The sequence below is a fragment of the Streptomyces johnsoniae genome, assembly GCF_031845565.1.
Classification (GTDB): Bacteria; Actinomycetota; Actinomycetes; order Streptomycetales; family Streptomycetaceae; genus Streptomyces; species Streptomyces johnsoniae.
Window position 1 is genome coordinate 170758 of the sequence record NZ_JAVREV010000002.1, and the last position, 18376, is coordinate 189133.

General features: G+C 73.4%; 16 protein-coding genes. 3 read left to right on the forward strand and 13 right to left on the reverse strand.

Translation table 11 applies throughout. The features are described 5' to 3' along the window. Positions 1 to 21: 21 nt before the first annotated feature. Positions 22 to 2808 (reverse strand): phosphoenolpyruvate carboxylase, encoded by a 2787-nt coding sequence (gene ppc, locus RM779_RS03845; RefSeq protein ID WP_394813210.1) that lies wholly within the window; start codon positions 2806 to 2808, stop codon positions 22 to 24. A gap of 230 nt (positions 2809 to 3038) precedes the next feature. Between ppc and RM779_RS03850 the strand changes: the two genes are divergently transcribed. Together RM779_RS03850 and RM779_RS03855 are read left to right on the forward strand one after the other, a co-directional pair. Then, positions 3039 to 4064: an acyl-CoA desaturase gene (locus tag RM779_RS03850; protein WP_311615780.1), complete on the forward strand. Its 1026-nt coding sequence runs from the start codon at positions 3039 to 3041 to the stop codon at positions 4062 to 4064. A 7-nt stretch (positions 4065 to 4071) separates the two neighbouring features. After that, positions 4072 to 4749: a TetR/AcrR family transcriptional regulator gene (locus RM779_RS03855; RefSeq protein ID WP_311615782.1), complete on the forward strand. Its 678-nt coding sequence runs from the start codon at positions 4072 to 4074 to the stop codon at positions 4747 to 4749. 106 nt (positions 4750 to 4855) lie between these two features. Here the strand turns inward: RM779_RS03855 and RM779_RS03860 are convergent, their stop codons facing one another. Further along, complete coding sequence (locus RM779_RS03860; RefSeq protein WP_311615784.1) at positions 4856 to 5260, reverse strand: rodlin; 405 nt, start codon at positions 5258 to 5260, stop codon at positions 4856 to 4858. 137 nt (positions 5261 to 5397) lie between these two features. Then, on the reverse strand, positions 5398 to 6219 hold the full coding sequence (locus RM779_RS03865) for a trans-aconitate 2-methyltransferase (RefSeq protein WP_311615786.1): 822 nt from the start codon (positions 6217 to 6219) through the stop codon (positions 5398 to 5400). Between the two features lie 88 nt (positions 6220 to 6307). Between RM779_RS03865 and RM779_RS03870 the strand changes: the two genes are divergently transcribed. After that, a complete protein-coding gene (locus RM779_RS03870; protein WP_311615788.1) occupies positions 6308 to 6805 on the forward strand; it encodes a MarR family winged helix-turn-helix transcriptional regulator in 498 nt (165 codons plus the stop codon). 36 nt (positions 6806 to 6841) lie between these two features. On the opposite strand, the gene RM779_RS03875 is transcribed toward RM779_RS03870, so the two are convergent. From RM779_RS03875 to RM779_RS03920, 10 genes are all read right to left on the reverse strand, one after another. After that, positions 6842 to 7522, reverse strand: a complete 681-nt coding sequence (locus RM779_RS03875) for a response regulator transcription factor (RefSeq protein ID WP_077060944.1) — start codon at positions 7520 to 7522, stop codon at positions 6842 to 6844. A 226-nt stretch (positions 7523 to 7748) separates the two neighbouring features. Next, positions 7749 to 8885 (reverse strand): galactokinase, encoded by a 1137-nt coding sequence (gene galK / locus RM779_RS03880; protein WP_311615791.1) that lies wholly within the window; start codon positions 8883 to 8885, stop codon positions 7749 to 7751. Continuing rightward, on the reverse strand, positions 8882 to 9868 hold the full coding sequence (gene galE / locus RM779_RS03885) for a UDP-glucose 4-epimerase GalE (protein WP_311615793.1): 987 nt from the start codon (positions 9866 to 9868) through the stop codon (positions 8882 to 8884). The genes galK and galE overlap by 4 nt, the downstream gene beginning before the upstream one ends. Beyond that, a complete protein-coding gene (gene galT, locus RM779_RS03890) occupies positions 9865 to 10920 on the reverse strand; it encodes a galactose-1-phosphate uridylyltransferase (RefSeq protein ID WP_311615795.1) in 1056 nt (351 codons plus the stop codon). Before galT ends, galE begins: the two co-directional genes overlap by 4 nt. A 99-nt stretch (positions 10921 to 11019) precedes the next feature. Then, positions 11020 to 11697: a response regulator transcription factor gene (locus RM779_RS03895; protein WP_311615797.1), complete on the reverse strand. Its 678-nt coding sequence runs from the start codon at positions 11695 to 11697 to the stop codon at positions 11020 to 11022. A gap of 36 nt (positions 11698 to 11733) precedes the next feature. Beyond that, entirely contained in the window at positions 11734 to 13614 is a 1881-nt protein-coding gene (locus RM779_RS03900) for a PQQ-binding-like beta-propeller repeat protein (RefSeq protein WP_311615799.1), read from the reverse strand. A 255-nt stretch (positions 13615 to 13869) separates the two neighbouring features. Beyond that, positions 13870 to 15693, reverse strand: coding sequence for an ABC-F family ATP-binding cassette domain-containing protein (locus RM779_RS03905; RefSeq protein WP_311615801.1), 1824 nt, complete (start codon positions 15691 to 15693; stop codon positions 13870 to 13872). After that, positions 15686 to 16630 carry a 4-(cytidine 5'-diphospho)-2-C-methyl-D-erythritol kinase gene (locus RM779_RS03910; protein WP_311615803.1) on the reverse strand — a complete coding sequence of 315 codons (945 nt, stop codon included), beginning with the start codon at positions 16628 to 16630 and terminating at the stop codon, positions 15686 to 15688. Before RM779_RS03910 ends, RM779_RS03905 begins: the two co-directional genes overlap by 8 nt. Positions 16631 to 16640: 10 nt before the next feature. Further along, positions 16641 to 17525, reverse strand: a complete 885-nt coding sequence (gene rsmA / locus RM779_RS03915; protein WP_311615805.1) for a 16S rRNA (adenine(1518)-N(6)/adenine(1519)-N(6))-dimethyltransferase RsmA — start codon at positions 17523 to 17525, stop codon at positions 16641 to 16643. Next, positions 17522 to 18370: a TatD family hydrolase gene (locus RM779_RS03920; protein ID WP_311615807.1), complete on the reverse strand. Its 849-nt coding sequence runs from the start codon at positions 18368 to 18370 to the stop codon at positions 17522 to 17524. Before RM779_RS03920 ends, rsmA begins: the two co-directional genes overlap by 4 nt. Positions 18371 to 18376 lie beyond the last annotated feature (6 nt).

Genomic DNA, 18376 nt, shown 5'->3' on the forward strand with positions numbered 1-18376 from the left:
AGCCGTGCGCCGGCCGCGGTGTCAGCCGGTGTTGCGCAGCCCGGCGGCGACGCCGTTGACCGTGAGCAGCAGCGCGCGGGACAGCAGCTGGTCGGGCTCCTCGCCGCGCGCGGCGGCCTCCCGCTGCCGGTGCAGCAGCGTCACCTGGAGGTAGGAGATCGGGTCCAGGTAGGCGTCGCGGATGCGCAGGGTGCGCTGGAGCGCGGGGTTGGCGTCCAGCAGCTCCTGTTCGCCGGTGATGCGCAGCACCTCGGCCACGGTCAGCGCGTGCTCGGTCTCGATGGTGTGGAAGACGTGCTTCAGCTCCTCGGGCACCAGCGTCTCCACGTAGTGCCTGGCGATGCGCAGGTCCGTCTTGGCCAGCGTCATCTCCACGTTCGCCAGGAAGTTGCGGAAGAAGTGCCAGTGCTCGAACGCCTCGGCGAGCACGTCGTCGAGCCCGGCCTCCCTGGCGGCCCGCAGCCCGGAGCCCACGCCGAACCAGCCGGGCACGATCTGCCGCGACTGCGTCCAGCCGAAGACCCACGGGATGGCCCGCAGCCCGTCGAGCCCCGCGCCGCTGTCGGGGCGGCGGGAGGGGCGGGAGCCGAGGTGCAGGTCGGCGAGCTGGTCCACGGGGGTGGAGGCGAAGAAGTACGCGGGCAGGTCCCGGTCCTCGACCAGCCCGCGGTAGGCGGTGTGCGCGGCCTCGGACACGGTGTCCATCGCCGCGTCCCAGCGGGCCAGCGCCTCCGTCGACTGGCGGGGCGCGGTGTGCAGCGCGGACGCCTGAAGGGTCGCGGACACCGTCAGCTCCAGATTCTCCCGGGCCAGGGACGGCACGAGGTACTTGTCGGAGATGACCTCGCCCTGCTCGGTGACCTTGATCTCACCCTCCAGGGTGCCCCAGGGCTGCGCGAGGATCGCGTCGTGCGTCGGGCCGCCGCCGCGGCCGACGGTGCCGCCGCGGCCGTGGAAGAGGCGCAGCCGCACCCCGTGCCGGTGCGCGACGTCGCGCAGCCGCCGCTGGGCGCGGTGGATCTCCCACTGCGAGGTCGTGATCCCGCCGAACTTCGATGAGTCGCTGTAGCCGAGCATGACCTCCTGCACGTCGTCGCGCAGGGACACCAGACGGCGGTAGGAGGGGTCGGAGAGCATCGCGTCGAGCAGCTCGTCGGCGATCCGCAGCTCGTCGGTGGTCTCCAGCAGCGGAACGATGCCGATGCGGGCCCAGCCCGCGTGCAGGTCGACGAGGCCGGCCTCGCGGGCCAGCACGGCCGCCGCGAACACGTCGTCCGCGCCCTGGCACATGGAAATGATGTACGACTCGATGACCTCGGGCCCGAAGGTGTCCAGCGCCCGGCGCACCGTCGAGAAGACCCCCAGCGTCTTGGCGCCCGCGGCGTCGAGCGGGGCCGGGGTGGGCGCGAGGGGGCGGCGCGAACGCAGCTCTCTGGCCAGCACCTTGAGGCGGTATTCGCGCGGCATGTCGGCGTACCGCCAGGACTCCTCGCCGAGCCGGTCGAAGAGCTGCCCGAGCGCGTGGTGGTGAGCGTCCGCGTGCTCGCGCACGTCCATCGTGGCCAGCTGGAGCCCGAACGCGGCCAGCGTCCGCATCAGCCGTTCGAGACGCCCGTCCGCGATCAGCCCGCCGCGGTGCTCGCGCAGCGAGGTCTGCACCAGCCGCAGGTCGTCCAGGAGGTCACCGGTGCCGCGGTAGTCGCGGCCCGGCACGTGCGGGCTGTCGTCCTTGAGCCTGGCCCTGGTGTTGACCAGCTTCTGCCGGACGCAGGTGACCTTCAGCCGGTACGGCTCCTCCGCGTTCAGCCGCTTGTACCGCGGGGTGATCTCCGGCAGCGCCGCCAGGTCGCGCTCCAGCGAGTCCAGCAGCTCCTGCCCGGCGCCGCTGTTGCGGATGGAGTTGGACAGCGCGCCGCGCAGCTCGTCGATGTGCGCGAGCGCGCTGGAGATGCCGTGCTCGTGCTGGAGCAGCAGCACATCCCAGGTCACGCCGGGCGTGACGTTCGGATTGCCGTCGCGGTCGCCGCCGATCCACGTGCCGAACGTCAGCGGCCTGCTGCCCGTGGGCAGCGGGGCGCCGGCCCGCTCCAGCTCGGCGCCCAGGTCCTCCAGCACGTCCCCGACGGCGCCGGCGTGCAGCTCGTCCAGGTAGTACACCGCGTTGCGCGCCTCGTCGGCGGGCTCGGGGCGGGCCACGCGCAGCTCGTCCGTCTGCCAGATGAGGTCGATGTTCTCGGCCAGCCGCAGGTCGGTGCGCCGCCGGTCGCCGCCGTGCTCGGACTCGGGGTGGTCGAGCAGCTCGGCGATCTTGCGGAGCTTGGTCAGGACGGACCGGCGGGCCGCCTCGGTGGGGTGCGCGGTGAACACCGGGCGCACGCCCAGGTTGGCCACGGTCTGCCGCAGGTGGCCGGGGTCGGCGTCCTTCAGCATGTCCGCGGTGCGCGACAGCTCCCCGCCCTCGGCGGCCCGCCGCTCCCGCAGCTCGCGGCCGCGGTGCACCTGCTCGGTGACGTTGGCGAGGTGGAAGTAGGTGGAGAACGCGCGGACCAGCTTGGCCGCGGTCGCCAGGTCGGTGTCGCCGAGCAGGGTGGCGGCGGCCTCGCCGTCACTGCGGGTCAGCGCCCTGACCTGCTCGACGAGATCGAGCAGGGCCTGCCCGTCCTGCCGGACCAGCGTTTCGCCGAGCAGGTCGCCGAGGCGGCGGATGTCGGCGCGCAGCGCGCTGCTGCTCTCCGGCGCCCCCTTGGCGTCCGGTACCTCGGCCTTGGTCGGCGGCTGCGGGTGGCTCTGGCTGTCGGGACTGCTCACGGCGGCTCCTCGTGGCGGACTCGGATGGCTGGTCGTTGGCACGTCGCGGACCGCGCTGTCCGACATGCACCATCGTAATGAGGCGGGGCTACGGCAGGGTCACATCGTGTCGCCTGGGAACAAGGACATGGTGACCACGAAGCGAAATGGCGATACTTACGTTGCCGTAGGTTACGGTCCCGTAGGTGGCTGAAGCCTTCCTTGACATGCCCTCCCCCGAGGAACCGCCCATGCCCGCATCCCCAGGTCCCGTACCCACCTCGCGACAGACGACGCCCGCGGCGGACGAGTTGCCGCCCTCCGGAACGCTGGGCGGCGAGCGGCGCCGCTCGGTTGAGCAGATCGCCCTGCTCCTCTTCATCACCGTCCCCTTCCTCGCCCTGATCGCGGCCGTGCCGCTGGCCTGGGGCCGGGGGGTGAGCCTGCTCGATCTCGCGCTGCTCACCGTCTTCTACTTCATCGGCTGCCACGGCATCACGGTCGGCTTCCACCGGTACTTCACGCACGGCGCGTTCAAGGCGAAGCGCCCGCTGAAGATCGCGCTGGCCATCGCCGGGTCGATGGCCGTGGAGGGCCCGCTCGTGCGCTGGGTCGCCGACCACCGCAAGCACCACAAGCACTCGGACGCCGAGGGCGATCCGCATTCGCCGTGGCGGTACGGGGAGACGGTGCCCGCGCTGATGAAGGGCCTGTGGTGGGCCCACATGGGGTGGATGTTCGATACCGAGCAGACCCCGCAGCACCGTTACGCGCCGGACCTGATCAAGGACCGGGATCTGCGGCGGGTCTCGCGGCAGTTCGTGCTGTGGACGACGGTCTCGCTCGGGGCGCCCGCGGTGATCGGCGGGCTTGTCACCTGGTCCTGGCAGGGGGCGGTGAGCGCGTTCTTCTGGGGCTCGCTGGTGCGCGTGGCGCTGCTGCACCACGTCACGTGGTCGATCAACTCCATCTGCCACGCCACCGGCAGGCAGCCGTTCAGGTCGCGCGACCGTTCGGGCAACGTGTGGTGGCTCGCGGTGCTGTCCTGCGGCGAGTCCTGGCACAACCTGCACCACGCCGATCCGACGTGCGCGCGCCACGGCGTGGACCGCGGGCAGCTGGATTCGAGCGCCCGGGTGATCCGCTGGTTCGAGAAGGCCGGCTGGGCCTACGACGTGCGCTGGCCGAAACAGTCACGTATCGATGCCAAGCGGAACACTCCTGACACAAAGCGGGGGGAAAACCGGAAAGAAACGTCGGGTGCCCACGCGGCATGATGGGGATGTGGCGACCGAGAACAGCATCAAGAACAGTGACAAGGAACGGCCGGCGCGCCCCGCGCGGCGGACCCGCCGACGGATGACCGGCACGGAGCGCCGGGAGCAGTTGCTGGACATCGGACGCACGCTGTTCGCCGAGCGCGGCTTCGAGGGCACGTCGGTGGAGGAGATCGCGGCCAAGGCGGGGGTCTCCAAACCCGTGGTCTACGAGCACTTCGGCGGCAAGGAGGGGCTTTACGCGGTCGTCGTGGACCGCGAGATGAGCCGGCTGCTGTCCATGGTGACCGGCGCGCTGACCGCGGGGCATCCGCGCGAGCTGCTCGAACAGGCGGCGTTCGCCCTGCTCGACTACATCGAGCAGTACACCGACGGCTTCCACATCCTGGTGCGGGACTCGCCGGTGGCGCAGTCGACCGGGACGTTCGCCTCGCTCATCGGGGACATCGCCACGCAGGTCGAGGACATCCTGGGGCAGGAGTTCAAGGCCCGCGGCTACGACCAGAAGATGGCGCCCATATACGCGCAGGCGCTGGTCGGGATGGTGGCGCTGACCGGCCAGTGGTGGCTGAGCGTGCGCAAACCGAAGAAGGCCGAGGTGGCGGCGCATCTGGTGAACCTGGCCTGGCACGGGCTCCAGGGGCTCGAACACCGCCCGACGCTGGTCGGCCGCCGCCGGACATGAGGCGACCCCCTCCCCGGCGGTGCCGGGGAAGGGGTCGTCGGGTGCGGACCACCGGTCAGAAGGCCGAAGAACCCGGCGTCCGCGGACCAGTCGGCCTCGCGGCCGGTCAGTGGCTGCTGGCGCCGTTCTCGGACAGGATCGGGATGTCCGACAGGACGTGCGACAGCGGGTCGTCGCCGTCGACCTGCGTCGAGTAGTCCGAGCAGTTCTGCGACGGCTCGCTGTTGAGCAGGTCCTGAACCGCGATGCCGATGATCGGCACCTGGACGTCGATCTGCTGGATCGGGATGCAGAACTTGTTGAACGAGCCGTTGATCAGGCCGATCTGCGGGCTCATGTAGCCACCGGTGGTGGTGTTGCCGTACGCCTGCACCGACCCGTTGCCGTTGGCGGAGTTGGCGGTGCCGTGCTCGTCGTCCCCGCCGACGGCCATGGCGGGGGCGGCGGCGATGCCCGTGGCGCCGAACACCGAGGCGGCGACGGCGACCGTGGCAAGCGACTTCTTGATCACTGGCTTGTCCTTCCGGGTACTTGGGATGCCCTGTTCATTGGAGCGACCTGCACAACGCGTCTGGGCGGATTCGGTTGCCGCCGTTCACCCGAATCGCCCAATCTTGTTGCTCATTCAGCCGGTGTTGACGAATGGGATCAGCGTCGCCCGCGGGCGACGGCGAACACCCGGCGAAAGGGGAAGAGGGTGCCGTGCGGGCCCGCGGGGTAGGCGGCGCGCAGCAGGTGCCGGTACTCGGCCAGGAAGGCGTCGCGCGCCTGGGGGTCGTCGTGCAGGGCGGTCAGCACCGGGCGCAGCCCCGTGCCGCTCATCCAGTCGAGGACCGGGTCCTCGCCCGGCAGCAGTTGCAGGTAGGTCGTCTCCCAGGCGTCGGGCGGGCAGCCGAGGGCGGCCAGCACCTCGAAGTACCCGGCCGGGGTCAGGACGGGCTCGGCGTCGCGGAGCACCCCGGCGAGGCGGGCGCGCCAGCGCGGCCCGGCGGCCAGCTCGCGCAGGAGCACGTGGCTGGGGGCCCCGTGGTTGCCCGGCACCTGGAAGGCGAGCACCCCGCCGGGGGCCAGGGCGTCGAGCCAGCCGGCGAACCGTTCCACATGCCCGGGCACCCACTGGAACGCGGAACTGGACACGATGAGGTCGAACGTTTCACCGGGCCGCCAGTCGGTGAGGTCGGCCCGCTGGAAGGCGAGCGTGCCGGTGCCGCCGGGCACGGGTCCGGCGTGGGCGGCGGCCTCGGCCAGCATGGCGGGCGAGCTGTCGTAGCCGGTGATGCGGGCGGCCGGCCAGCGCTCGGCGAGGAGCAGACTGGGGCGTCCCGGTCCGCAGCCGAGGTCGGCGATGCGCGGCGCCTCGGGCAGCGGGGGGATGCGGGCCATCAGGTCGTGCAGCGGCCGGGCCCGGTGGCCGCTGTGCCGCTCGTACTGGGCAGGGTCCCACGTGGGCGAAGGGGTCGTATGAGGCATGGCGATGATCCTGATACCGGCAATATCTTGATGTCAAGAGGCTCTATATCGTGAGACTTCATGTCGACACAACTACTAGACTGGGCGTATGGAGGACGAGGTTGACCGGCTGGTGGCTGCCTGGCGGCGCGAGCGCCCCGATCTCGACGTGGAGCCGCTGGAAGTGCTCAGCCGGGTCAGCCGGCTGGCCCGCCACCTCGACCGGGCTCGCCGGCTGGCCTTCGCCGAGCACGGGCTCGAGTCGTGGGAGTTCGACGTGCTCACCGCCCTGCGCCGGGCCGGCAGCCCGTACCAGCTGTCCCCCGGGCAGCTCCTCACCCAGACGCTCGTCACCTCCGGCACCATGACCAACCGCATCGACCGGCTGGCCAAGCGCGGCCTGGTCGAGCGGCAGCCCGACCCCAGCGACCGGCGCGGCGTCCTGGTCAGCCTCACCGACTCGGGGCGGCGCCACGCGGACGAGGCCCTGGCCGGGCTGCTGACCCAGGAGCGCGCGCTGCTCGGCGACCTCACCACGGCGCAGCGCCGCGAGCTGGCCGCCCTGCTGCGCGCGCTCACCGCCCCGTTCGACAACACCCCGGCCTGACCGGACATCCCGCGCGAGGCGGCCCGCCGCCGTTCGCTATTCCACGGGGGGAATGCCCGCGCGGCGGGCCAGGGCCACGGCCGCGAGGGTGGAGTGCACGCCGAGCTTGCCCAGCACGTTCTGCATGTGGGTGCGGACGGTGTGCGGGGAGAGGAACAGGCGCTCGGCGACGGCCTTGCGCCCCAGGCCCGCCAGCATGCAGCGCAGCACTTCGAGCTCCCGCGGGGTCAGCGACTCGACGAGGCGCTGGTGCTCGGTGCGGTGGTGGCGGTCGCGGTGCAGTTCGCGCAGGACGCCCGTGAGGAGCGCGGGCGGGACGTGGGTCTCCTCGCGGAGCACGCCGCGGACCACCTGGAGCAGGCGGGCGAGGGAGCTGTCCTTGGCGACCCAGCCGCAGGCGCCCGCGGTGAGGGTGCGAGCCGCCTGCCGGGCGTCATCATCTGCCGCGAGCATGACAGGGTGGAGGCCGGGAAAGCGTTCGCGCGCCGCGGTGAGCAGCGACTCCTCACCCGGCGCCGCACCGTCCAGATCGACGTCGAGCAGCAGCACGTCGAACGCCGGCTCGCCGTTCGGCCTGCCGCGCCCCAGCAGATGCAGGGCCGCGGGCACGCTGCCGACAGCAGTCGCCTCGACGTCCTGCTCCGCGGTGAGCGCGGTGGCGAGCGACTCGGCGAAGATCCGGTGCCCGTCCACGACCAGCACCCGAATACGGTCCACAGCAGCCCCTCGGCTTGGACGACGGGCTCGGCGGGCGCGGCGCCCGGGGCCGCGGCCCCGGGAGGGCCGCACGGCCGCCGCCGCGCGGCACGGTGCCTGGCCGTGGGCGCCGCACCCACCTGTCTCGCCCCCTGAACAGCACCGGCCCCCACCGGTGCTGCCCTTCAGACTACGGCCGAGGGGCTGAGGAGGAAGTGGTTTCGCCGAAGAGCCGATATCGAAGCGATCACAGTGGGAGCCGCTGGGCGCCCGGCGAGGGGATCGCCTCGAAGATGCGCGGGGGGCGGTGCCCCGCGGCGCCGAAGGCGTCCGTGACCGCCGCGCCGATCGCGTCCGCCGCGGCCTCGTCCACCAGCACGATGGCGGAGCCGCCGAACCCGCCGCCCGTCATCCGCGCCCCCAGCGCCCCAGCGGCGCCGGCCGCCGAAACCACCAGGTCCAGCTCGGGGCAGGAGACCTCGAAATCGTCGCGCAGCGAGGCGTGCCCCTCGGTCAGCACCGGGCCGATCTCCCGGGCCAGGCCCGCGTCCAGCAGCTCGATGACGCGCTCCACGCGCCGGTTCTCGGTGACGACGTGCCGAACGCGCCGCCGCACGACCGGGTCCTCGACCCGCTCCAGCGCTCGCCCGAGATCCTCGTGGGGCACGTCGCGCAGGAACGGCACGTCCAGCGCCTTCGCGCCCGCCTCGCACTCCGCGCGCCGCCGCGCGTAGGCGCCGTCGGCGTGCGCGTGCTTCACCCGGGTGTCCACCACCAGCAGGCGCAGCCCCTCAAGCGCCATAGCGAACGGGACCTGGCGGCGCTTCAGGCCGCGGGTGTCCAGGTACAGGACGTGCCCGGCGGAGCAGGAGGCCGAGGCCATCTGGTCGAGAATCCCGCAGGGCATGCCGACGAAGTCGTTCTCCGCCCGCTGCGACAGACGCGCCAGTTCCTCGGGGTCGAGGCCGAGGCCGTTCAGATCGCTCAGCGCCAGCGCCGTGACCACTTCGAGGGCCGCGGAGGACGAAAGGCCCGCGCCGGTCGGCACGTCGGAGTCGAAGAGGATGTCCGCGCCGCCGATCTCGTGCCCCGCCTCCGCCAGCGCCCAGGCGACGCCCGCCGGGTAGGCCGCCCAGCCGGGCACGCCGCCGGGCGCGAGACCGTCGAGGGCCACCTCGACGGTCTCGCCGTCCGTGCCGAGGGAGTGCACCCGCAGCGTGCGGTCCGCGCGGCGGGTCACCGTCGCGCGCGCGGTGTGCGGCAGCGCGAAGGGCATCACGAAGCCGTCGTTGTAGTCCGTGTGCTCGCCGATCAGGTTGACGCGGCCGGGTGCGGCCCACAGGCCGTCCGGCGCGGCGCCGAACAGCTCCTCGTGCGTGGTCATTCGTCGTTCCCTCCGGAGGCGTCGCGCCGGGCGAAGGCCCAGGCGTCGGCCACGATGTCGGCCAGGTCGGTGCGGGTGGGGCGCCAGCCGAGGCGCTCCCTGGCGCGGTCGGCCGAGGCGACGAGCGCGGCGGGGTCGCCCGCGCGGCGCGCGGCGGGCGTCTCGGGCACGGGGTGGCCGGTCACCCGGCGCACGGTCTCGATGACCTCGCGGACGGAGAAGCCGTTGCCGTTGCCGAGGTTGCACACGAGGTGCTCGCCCGGCCTGGCCGCGGTGAGGGCCAGCAGGTGGGCGTCGGCGAGGTCGTCGACGTGGATGTAGTCCCTGATGCAGGTGCCGTCGGGTGTGGGGTAGTCGGTGCCGAAGACGGAGACCGACTCCCTGGTGCCGAGGGCGACTTGGAGCACCAGCGGGATGAGGTGGCTCTCCGGGTCGTGCCGCTCGCCCTGGAAGCCGGCGGCCGAGGAGTGGGCGCCCGCGACGTTGAAGTAGCGCAGCGAGACGGCCGCCAGGCCGTGGGCGGCGCATTCGCCGCCGATCATGTGGTCGACGGCGAGCTTGGAGGCGCCGTACGGGTTGCCCGGCGCGGTCGCGGCGTCCTCGGTGATCGGCACGGCCGTGGGCTCGCCGTAGACGGCCGCGGTGGAGGAGAAGACGAGGGTGCGCACCCCGGCGTCGCGCATGGCCCGCAGCAGCTCGACCGTTCCGCCCACGTTGTTGCGCCAGTACTTCTCCGGGTCGTTAACGGACTCGCCGACCTGCGAGAAGGCGGCGAAGTGCAGCACTCCGTCGTAGGACGCGTCCAGGAGCTTGCCCGCATCCTGAACGCGCCCCTCGACGAACTCCGCGCCGGCCGGGACGCCGGCGCGGAAGCCGGTGGACAGGTCGTCGAGCACGGTCACCGCATGGCCCGCGGCCAGCAGGTGCGCGGCCACCACGCCGCCCACGTATCCCGCGCCGCCCGTCACCAGATACTTGCTCATCGGCTCGCCACCTCTCGCAGCCGGTCGGCCGCCGCCTCCGGCAGAACATCGTTCACGAAGGCACCCATGCCCGACTCGGAACCGGCCAGGTACTTCAGCTTGCCCGGACTGCGCCGGATGGTGAAAAGCTCCAGGTGGAGGGCGAAGTCCTCCCTGGCCTCGATGCCGAACGGGGCCTGGTGCCAGCCGGAAATATAGGGCGTCGGCGGGGCTTCGGGCCCGAAGATGCGGTCGAAGCGCCGCAGCAGCTCCAGATAGACCCCGGGGAACTCCGCCTGCTCCTCGGGCCCGAGCCCGATGAGGTCGGGCACCCGGCGCCGCGGGTACAGGTGGACCTCGTAGGGCCAGCGCGCGGCGTGCGGCACGAAGGCGGTCCAGTGCGCGGTCTCCAGCACGATCCGCCGGCCGTCGGCGCGCTCGGCGGCGAGCCGTTCGTCGTAGAGGTTGGCGCCGGTGCGGGCCTTGTGGTCCGCGACGCTGCGCAGCGCGCGCCGGGTGAACGGCGTCACGAACGGATAGCCGTAGATCTGGCCGTGCGGGTGGCCCAGGGTGACGCCGATCTCGGCGCCGCGGTTCTCGAAGCAGTACACCTGCGTGACGCCTGGCAGCCGGGACAGCTCCGCGGTGCGGTCGGTCCAGGCGTGGAGCACGAGGGCGGCCTGTTCCTCGGTGAGCGAGGCGAACGACGCGTCGTGTTCCGAGGTGAAGCAGACGACCTCGCAGCGCCCGGAGGTGCCGCTGAAGGAGGGGAAACGGTTCTCGAAGACGGCGACCTGGTAGCTGTCGGCGGGTATCTCGCTCAGCTGCTCGCCCCTGGAGGGGCACAGCGGGCACTGGTCGGCCGGCGGGTGGTAGGTGCGGGTCTGGCGGTGGGCCGCGTAGCCGACGCGCTCGTCGAGGAGCGGGTCGTGGCGGATCTCGGCCCCGGCGGCTCGGACGGTCGGGAGCGGGCGGCGGTCGGGGGAATCGCGGACGGCGTGGCCGGCATCGTCCGCGGCGTCGTAGTAGATCAGCTCGCGGCCGTCGGCCAGCCGGGTCGTGGTTCTCTTCATCACCCAATCCAGATCCAGCGCACTCCAACAGAAACCAACATAAGGAAGCATACCGTTGTTGTGCGCGTCAACGTCTTGGAGAGGAGCGGCCGCCCGGCCTCAGGTCCTGCGGGCGGCCGGCAGGTGTTCGATCAGACCCGTGCGGACCGCGAGCGCGGCGGCTTCGAGGCGGGAGGCCGTGCCCAGTTTGGTCAGCAGCCGCTGCACGTGGGTGCGCGCGGTGCTCGGCGCGACGCCGAGCCCGGCCGCGATGCGCCGGGTGTCCTCGCCCTCCACGATCCGCACCAGAACGTCGGCCTCGCGCTCGGTGAGCAGCGCCGCGAGCCGCGCGCCCTCGGCCTGCGCGCCGGAACTGGGGTTCAGCAGTTCGGCGAACGCCTCGCGCAGCAGTTGCGGCGCCACCGCGGCCTCGCCCGCCTTCGCCTTGACCATGGCGCGTTCCACGCCGTCGATGCGCTCGTCGTGCCGCACGTAGCCCCGCGCGCCCGCGGCGAACGCCGCCGCGACGCCGCGCGGGCGCGGCACGGGGCCGAGCACGACGACGGCCACGCGCGGGCACTCGCGCCGGATGCGCAGCACCGGGTCGAGCGCGCCGGGGGCGTCCGGTTCGAGCGAGCCGAGCAGCAGGACGTCCGGCTGCTTGCCCACCACGAGATCGGCCGCCCGGCCGATGGGCGCGCCGGCCCCGAGCACCCGGTGCCCGCGCACCCGCAGGGCCGAGGCGAGTGCCTCGGCGACCAGCCTTCTGTCGTCGACGACCACGACCCGTACGCTCACCACGTCTCCCGCCATCGCAGTCGCCGCCCGGCCTCGTTACCGGTAGACGAGGGCCGAACGGACCTCCGGTGCATCACTGCTGTAGAACGACCGGTTGGCCAACACAAGTGTGTTGTTCTGCCAGAGCAGATGCTGATCGTGCACGAAAATGCCCGCCATGAGCGCGTACTCCTGGGGGCGTGCCGCCCGGTCCAGCGCCATGATGGGCCTCGCCTCCTCCGTCTCCGGATCGATCGCCACCACCATGCCCTCCAGGGCGTCACTGGCTACCTGATACGCCAGGATCTGGCCGTCCTGCACGCCGAACGGCAGGATCTGGCCACCGTTGATGGCCGGCACCTCGTACAGCGGCCGACCCGTGCTCAGGTCGAACGCCTCCACCGCGTTGTCCCCGTAGGGCACGTTGCTGGGCAGGTAGAGGAAGCCCTCGTGCTCGACGCCGAGCCAGCAGTTGTCGAACGTGCCCGTTTCGCACGGTGTCAGGTGCCGGTTCGTGTCGAAATCCAGCTCCGTCACGATCTCCTGGTAGTTCTCGTCGACCACCAGCAGGCGCGTGGTGTCCGGCGCCATCAGGTCCTCGCCCACGGTCGCCTGGACCACGAGCGGATCGACCGAGACGACCGACTCGACCTCGAACGGCTCCTCCTCGTACGTCGCCTCGTACGTCCACTCCCACAGCTCATTACCGTCCGCGTCGGTGGCGCGGATGCTGCCGCCCTCGTCCCCGGCGAAACCGCAGGTGAGCTGCGAGACGAACATCTCGTCGACCACCGTGTACGCCGACTCGCGGCACTCCGCGGACGCCTGCGGCCGCCAGATCATCTTCTCCTGGCTGATGCTGAACCCGAGGCCCGCGACGCCCGTGCCCACCGCCACCGTGTCCCCCAGAATGGCGGGAACGGAGTCCGAGTAGGTCGGCCACTCCGACTCGATCGGGATCGTCATCACCTCGGTGCCCGCCACGATGTCGACGACCGTCAGCACCTCGCAGTCCCGGCCCTGGAGGAGCGCGATGCGGTTCTCCGAGACGTTCCGCGAGGGCAGGCAGTCCCCGCCGGAGAACTCGAACGGCAGGCTCCAGTTCTCCGCGCCCGACTCCAGGTCGTAGGACACCAGCGCGTCCGGCGTGACCCGGACGAACGCGTCATCCGTCAGCCAGGTGCCGCGCGCGTCGATGATGCTCTCCTCCTCGGAGACCTCGGGCGACGGCAGCTCCCAGGCCAGGCCCGCCGCGATCGGCTCGCTTGGCAGCGGCTCGCCGCCCTCCGCCGTATCGCCGCCCTCGCCTTCCTCGGCGTCGCCGCCCTCGCCGTCCCCGCCGTCCCCGCCCGCGTCGTCCTCCGCCGTGGTCTCCTTGTCGTCGCCGGACAGCAGCCAGACGGCGCCACCGCCGCCGACCAGCAGCGCGAACGCCGCGACCGCCGCGATGACGACGAGCCGCCGGTTCCCGCCCCGCCGCCCGCCGGAGCCCTTCGCGGGCCCGGGCGGCGGGGGTGGGCCGCCCGGGGCCCCGCCCTGCGGCGCCCCGGCCCAGCTGCCGGTCGCCGCGCCGTACGGCCCCGGCGGGGTCGGTGCGCCGAAACCGGCGCCTTCGGTGGGCGCCCCGGCCGGCTGGTACGGCGACTGGTAGGGGGAGGCGCCCGTGGGCTGCGGCTGCTGCGGATACCCGTAGCCCGGCTGGCCCGGCGCGCCGCCCGGCACCGCGGGCGGCGCGGACGGCGGCGTGCCGGGCGCCTGCCCGCCACCGGGCGGCGGTATCGGAACGCCGGCGCCGAGCGTCGGACTGTGCGCGCCGGGGGCGGGCGGCCCGGCCGGCGGGCCCGCGGGCGGCGGGCCGAACCCGCCGTTCGTTCCCTCGCCGCCGGGCTCGGGCGGCGGCGCGGAGGGCGGGTTCGGCGGTGGCGGCGGCTGTGACATGAATCCCCCTGGCCCGCCGGCCACGGCAGCAGCACCCCGTGGCCGGTGATCAATGGTCGGTGTTCTGTGGTCGGTGGTCGCGGCCCGCGCGTGTGCGGCCGCTACTCCTTTGGAGCGAAGCTCTTTCTACCATCGGACACCGGTGCGGTTCCTCCGGTTCCGCTTCCGCCCCCGCCGGACGCGGCGCGGAGTAGGCACGGAGTCGGCGCGGAGTAGGCACGGAGTCGGCGCGGAACGGAGGCGCCGCGGCGCCTTCTAGGCGCCGTCCGCCAGCTCCAGCCAGCGGGTCTCCAGGTCGTCCCGCTGCCCCGCCAGCTCGCGGAGCCGGGCGTCGAGATCCGCCATGCGCGTGAAGTCCGTTGCGTGCTCGGCCATTTCGGCGTGCAACTCCGTTTCCTTCGCTCCGATGCGGTCAAGTTGCCGCTCGATGCGCTGAATCTCCTTCTGCGCCGTGCGCGACAGCTGCGCGGGTTTCGCCGCCGGGGGCGCGGCCGACGCGGAACGGGCGGGCGGCGCGGGAGCGGGGGCGGACGCGGCCAGCCGCGCGCTGCGGCGTTCCAGGTACTCGTCGATGCCGCGCGGCAGCATCCGCAGCGTGCCGTCGCCCAGCAGCGCGTACACCTGGTCCGTGGTGCGCTCCAGGAAGTAGCGGTCGTGGCTGATGACGAGGAGCGAACCGGGCCAGCCGTCGAGCAGGTCCTCCAGCTGCGTGAGGGTCTCGATGTCCAGGTCGTTCGTCGGCTCGTCGAGGAACAGCACGTTCGGCTCGTCCATCAGCAGCCGCAGAATCTGAAGCCGCCGCCGCTCGCCGCCGGAGAGGTCACCGATCCTGGTCCACTGCCGCTCCTTGCCGAAGCCGAAGCGCTCGCACAGCTGCGAGGCCGTCATCTCGCGGCCCTTGCCGAGGTCGACGCGGGCCCGGACGCGCTCCACGGCCTCCAGCACGCGCCACTCCGCCTCCAGCTCGTCCACCTCCTGGGAGAGGTGCGCCAGCCGCACCGTCTTGCCGACGGTGATCCGGCCCGCCGCGGCGCTGCCCGCGCGCAACGCGCGCAGCAGCGAGGTCTTGCCCGCGCCGTTGACGCCGACCAGCCCGACGCGGTCGCCAGGACCCAGCTGCCACGTCAGGCCGGTCAGCAGCTCCCGGCCGCCGGCGGCGATCGTGACGTTCTCCAGCTCGTACACCGTCTTGCCGAGCCGCGCGCCCGCGAAGCGCGTCAGCTCCGCTTCGTCGCGCGGCGGCGGCACGTCGGCGATCAGCGCGTTGGCGGCCTCGATGCGGAACCTCGGCTTGCTGGTGCGGGCCGGGGCGCCGCGCCGCAGCCAGGCCAGCTCCTTGCGCATCAGGTTCTGCCGCCTGGCCTCCTCCCCCGCCGCGATGCGCTCGCGCTCGGCGCGCGCGAACACGTAGTCGCTGTAGCCGCCGTCGTACGCGTGCACGACCCCGCGCTGCACGTCCCACATGCGGGTGCAGACCTGGTCGAGGAACCACCGGTCGTGGGTCACGACCACCAGCGCGGAACGGCGGGCCCGCAGGTGGCCGGCCAGCCACGCGATGCCCTCGACGTCGAGATGGTTGGTCGGCTCGTCGAGCACGAGCAGCTCCTGCTCGGCGATGAGCAGCTTGGCCAGCGCGATGCGCCGCCGCTCCCCGCCGGACAGCGGCCCGATGACCGTGTCGAGGCCGTCGGGGAAGCCCGGCAGGTCGAGACCGCCGAACAGGCCGGTCAGCACGGACCTGACGGCGGCGCTGCCCGCCCACTCGTGGTCGGCGAGGTCGCCCATGACCTCCTGCCTGATCGTGGCCGCGGGATCGAGGGTGTCCGACTGGGTGAGGACGCCGGGCCGCAGGCCGCCGGAAAGCGTGACGCGGCCCTCGTCCGGGGGCTCCTGACCGGCGAGGACGCGCACGAGCGTCGACTTGCCGTCGCCGTTGCGGCCCACGACGCCGATGCGGTCGCCCTCGCCGACACCCAGCGAAACGCCGTCGAGGACCGCGCGGGTGCCGTACACCTTCCGGACGGACTCCAGGTTCGCCAGGTTCCTGGCGGGCTTGGCGGGCTTGGCGGGTTCAGGCATGGGACTCGATGGTAGTCGCCCCGGCCACGGGCCCCGTCGTCGCGCGGGCGGTGCGGCAGGTGCCGCTGTCCGCGAGCGACGCGGCGAGCGACGCGGCGGCCGCCGCGTCGGCGGCCAGGAACGCGCAGGTGGGCCCCGAACCGGAGACGAGGCCGGCCAGCGCCCCGGCCTTCTCGCCCGCCGCGAGGGTGTCCGCGAGCGCGGGGCGCAGCGAAAGGGCCGCGGGCTGGAGATCGTTGGTGAGCACGGCGGCCAGGGCGCGCGCGTCGCCCGCGCCCAGCGCGGCCAGCAGCGCCGGGTCGGCGGCGGGCTCGGGCACCGGCTGCGGGCCGCGCAGCCGGTCGCAGGCGCGGTAGACGTCGGGGGTGGCGAGGCCGCCGTCGGCGAGCGCGAACACCCAGTGGAACGTGCCGCCGACCGGCAGCCCGGTCAGCCGCTCGCCGCGGCCGAGGCCCAGCGCGGCGCCGCCGACCAGGGCGAACGGCACGTCGGAGCCCAGCTCGGCGCACAGGGCCAGCAGTTCGGCGCGCGGGGTCGCCGTGCCCCACAGAGCGTCGCAGGCCAGGAGCGCCCCGGCGGCGTCCGCGCTGCCGCCCGCCATGCCGCCCGCCACGGGAATGTCCTTCTCGATGTGCAGGTGCACGTCGGGATCGCGGCCGTGGTGCGCCGCGAGCAGCACGGCGGCGCGCACCGCCAGGTTCCCCGCGTCGAGGGGAACGCGGTCGCTGCCGGGCCCGGTACAGCTGACGCCGGGGGCGCCGGGGGCGCCGGGGGCAGCCGGGGTGCCCGGCGTGGCGGTCACGCGGTCGTGGATGTCGACGGCGAGGAAGACGTTCGCCAGGTCGTGGAACCCGTCGGGCCGCGGCGGGCCCACGGCGAGCTGGACGTTGACCTTGGCAGGGACGCGGACGGTGACGGACCGCTGGGGCTTTGACACCGGACCGATTCTAGGACCCGCCTGCCGAGGGCGCGTTCCGTACCGGCCGGTGCTCCGCGAGGCGCGCGAAGTCCGCCACGCTCAGCGCCTCGCCGCGGGCGCCGGACGGGACGCCGGCCGCGGCGCAGGCCGCCTCCGCGGCGGCGGGCGAACCGGCCCAGCCCGCGAGCGCGGAGCGCAGCGTCTTGCGGCGCTGGGCGAAGGCCGCGTCGACGACGGCGAAGACCTCGGCGCGGGATGCGGTGGTGGGCGGCGGGTCGCGGCGGACGAGGGCGACGAGGCCCGAGTCGACGTTCGGCGCGGGCCAGAAGACGCTGCGGCCGATCGCTCCGGCCCTGCGGGCCTCGGCGTACCAGGCGGTCTTGACCGAGGGCACGCCGTACACCTTCGAGCCGGGGGCGGCGGCGAGCCGGTCGGCGACCTCGGACTGCACCATGATCAGACCGCGCCTGATGCTGGGGAACGTGGCGAGCATGTGCAGCAGCACCGGAACCGCGACGTTGTAGGGAAGGTTGGCGACGAGCGCGTCCGGAGGCGGCCCGGGCAGCGCGGTGACGCGCATCGCGTCCTCGTGGACCAGCGCGAACCGGCCCGCCCGCGCCGGGAGGCGCGCGGCGATGGTCGCGGGCAGGGCGGCGGCCAGCACGTCGTCGATCTCCACGGCGGTGACGTGCCCGGCCCCGTCGAGCAGCGCGAGCGTGAGCGAGCCGAGGCCAGGGCCGACCTCGACGACGGCGTCGTCCTCGCCGATGTCCGCGGCCCGCACGATGCGGCGCACGGTGTTGGCGTCGATCACGAAGTTCTGCCCGCGCTGCTTGGTGGGGCGCAGCCCGAGCGCCGCGGCCAACTCACGCACGTCGGAGGGGCCGAGCAGCGTGCCGGGGCCGGCCGTCACCCGAAGGCCCGCTCGGTGTTGGCGGCGATGTGCCGGGCGAGGTCGTCCTCCGCCATGCCCTTGACCTCGGCCATGGCACGCAGGGTGACCGGGATGAGGTAGGGCGCGTTGGGCCGGCCGCGGAACGGGGCCGGCGTCAGGAACGGCGCGTCGGTCTCGACGAGCAGCAGTTCGGGCGGCGCGACGGCCAGCGCCTCACGCAGCGGCTGGGCGCTTGAGAAGGTCACATTGCCCGCGAACGACATGAAGTACCCCTCGGCGGCGCAGACTTCGGCCATGGCCGCGTCCCCCGAGTAGCAGTGGAAGACGGTACGGCGCGGGGCGCCGTCCGCCGCCAGGATGCGCAGCACGTCCTCGTGCGCGTCGCGGTCGTGGATGACCAGCGCCTTGTCCAGCTCCTTGGCCAGCTCGATGTGCCGCCGGAACGAGCGCTGCTGCGCCCGCACGCCCTCGGGGCCGGTGCGGAAGTAGTCGAGCCCGGTCTCGCCGATCGCGCGGACCTGCGGCAGGGCGGCCAGCTCGGCGATCTCGGCGAGCGCCGCGTCCAGCGCGGCCGGGCCCGCCTCCTGCTCGATGCGCGGCGCCTCGTTCGGGTGGAGGGCGACGGCGGCCCAGATCGCCTCGTGCTCGGCCGCGGTCTTCGCGGCCCAGTGGGCGCGGGCGACGTCGCAGCCGATCTGCACGATGCGGGTGACGCCGGCCGCCGCGGCCTTCTCCAGCGCCTCCTCGACGCCGGTGTCCTGCATGTCGAGGTGGGTGTGGGCATCGGCGACGGGCACGGCGAGCGGCTCGGGAACCGGCGGTGGGACGGTCTCCCGGGCCTTCGCCCTGGCGGACTTGGGCATGCCCCG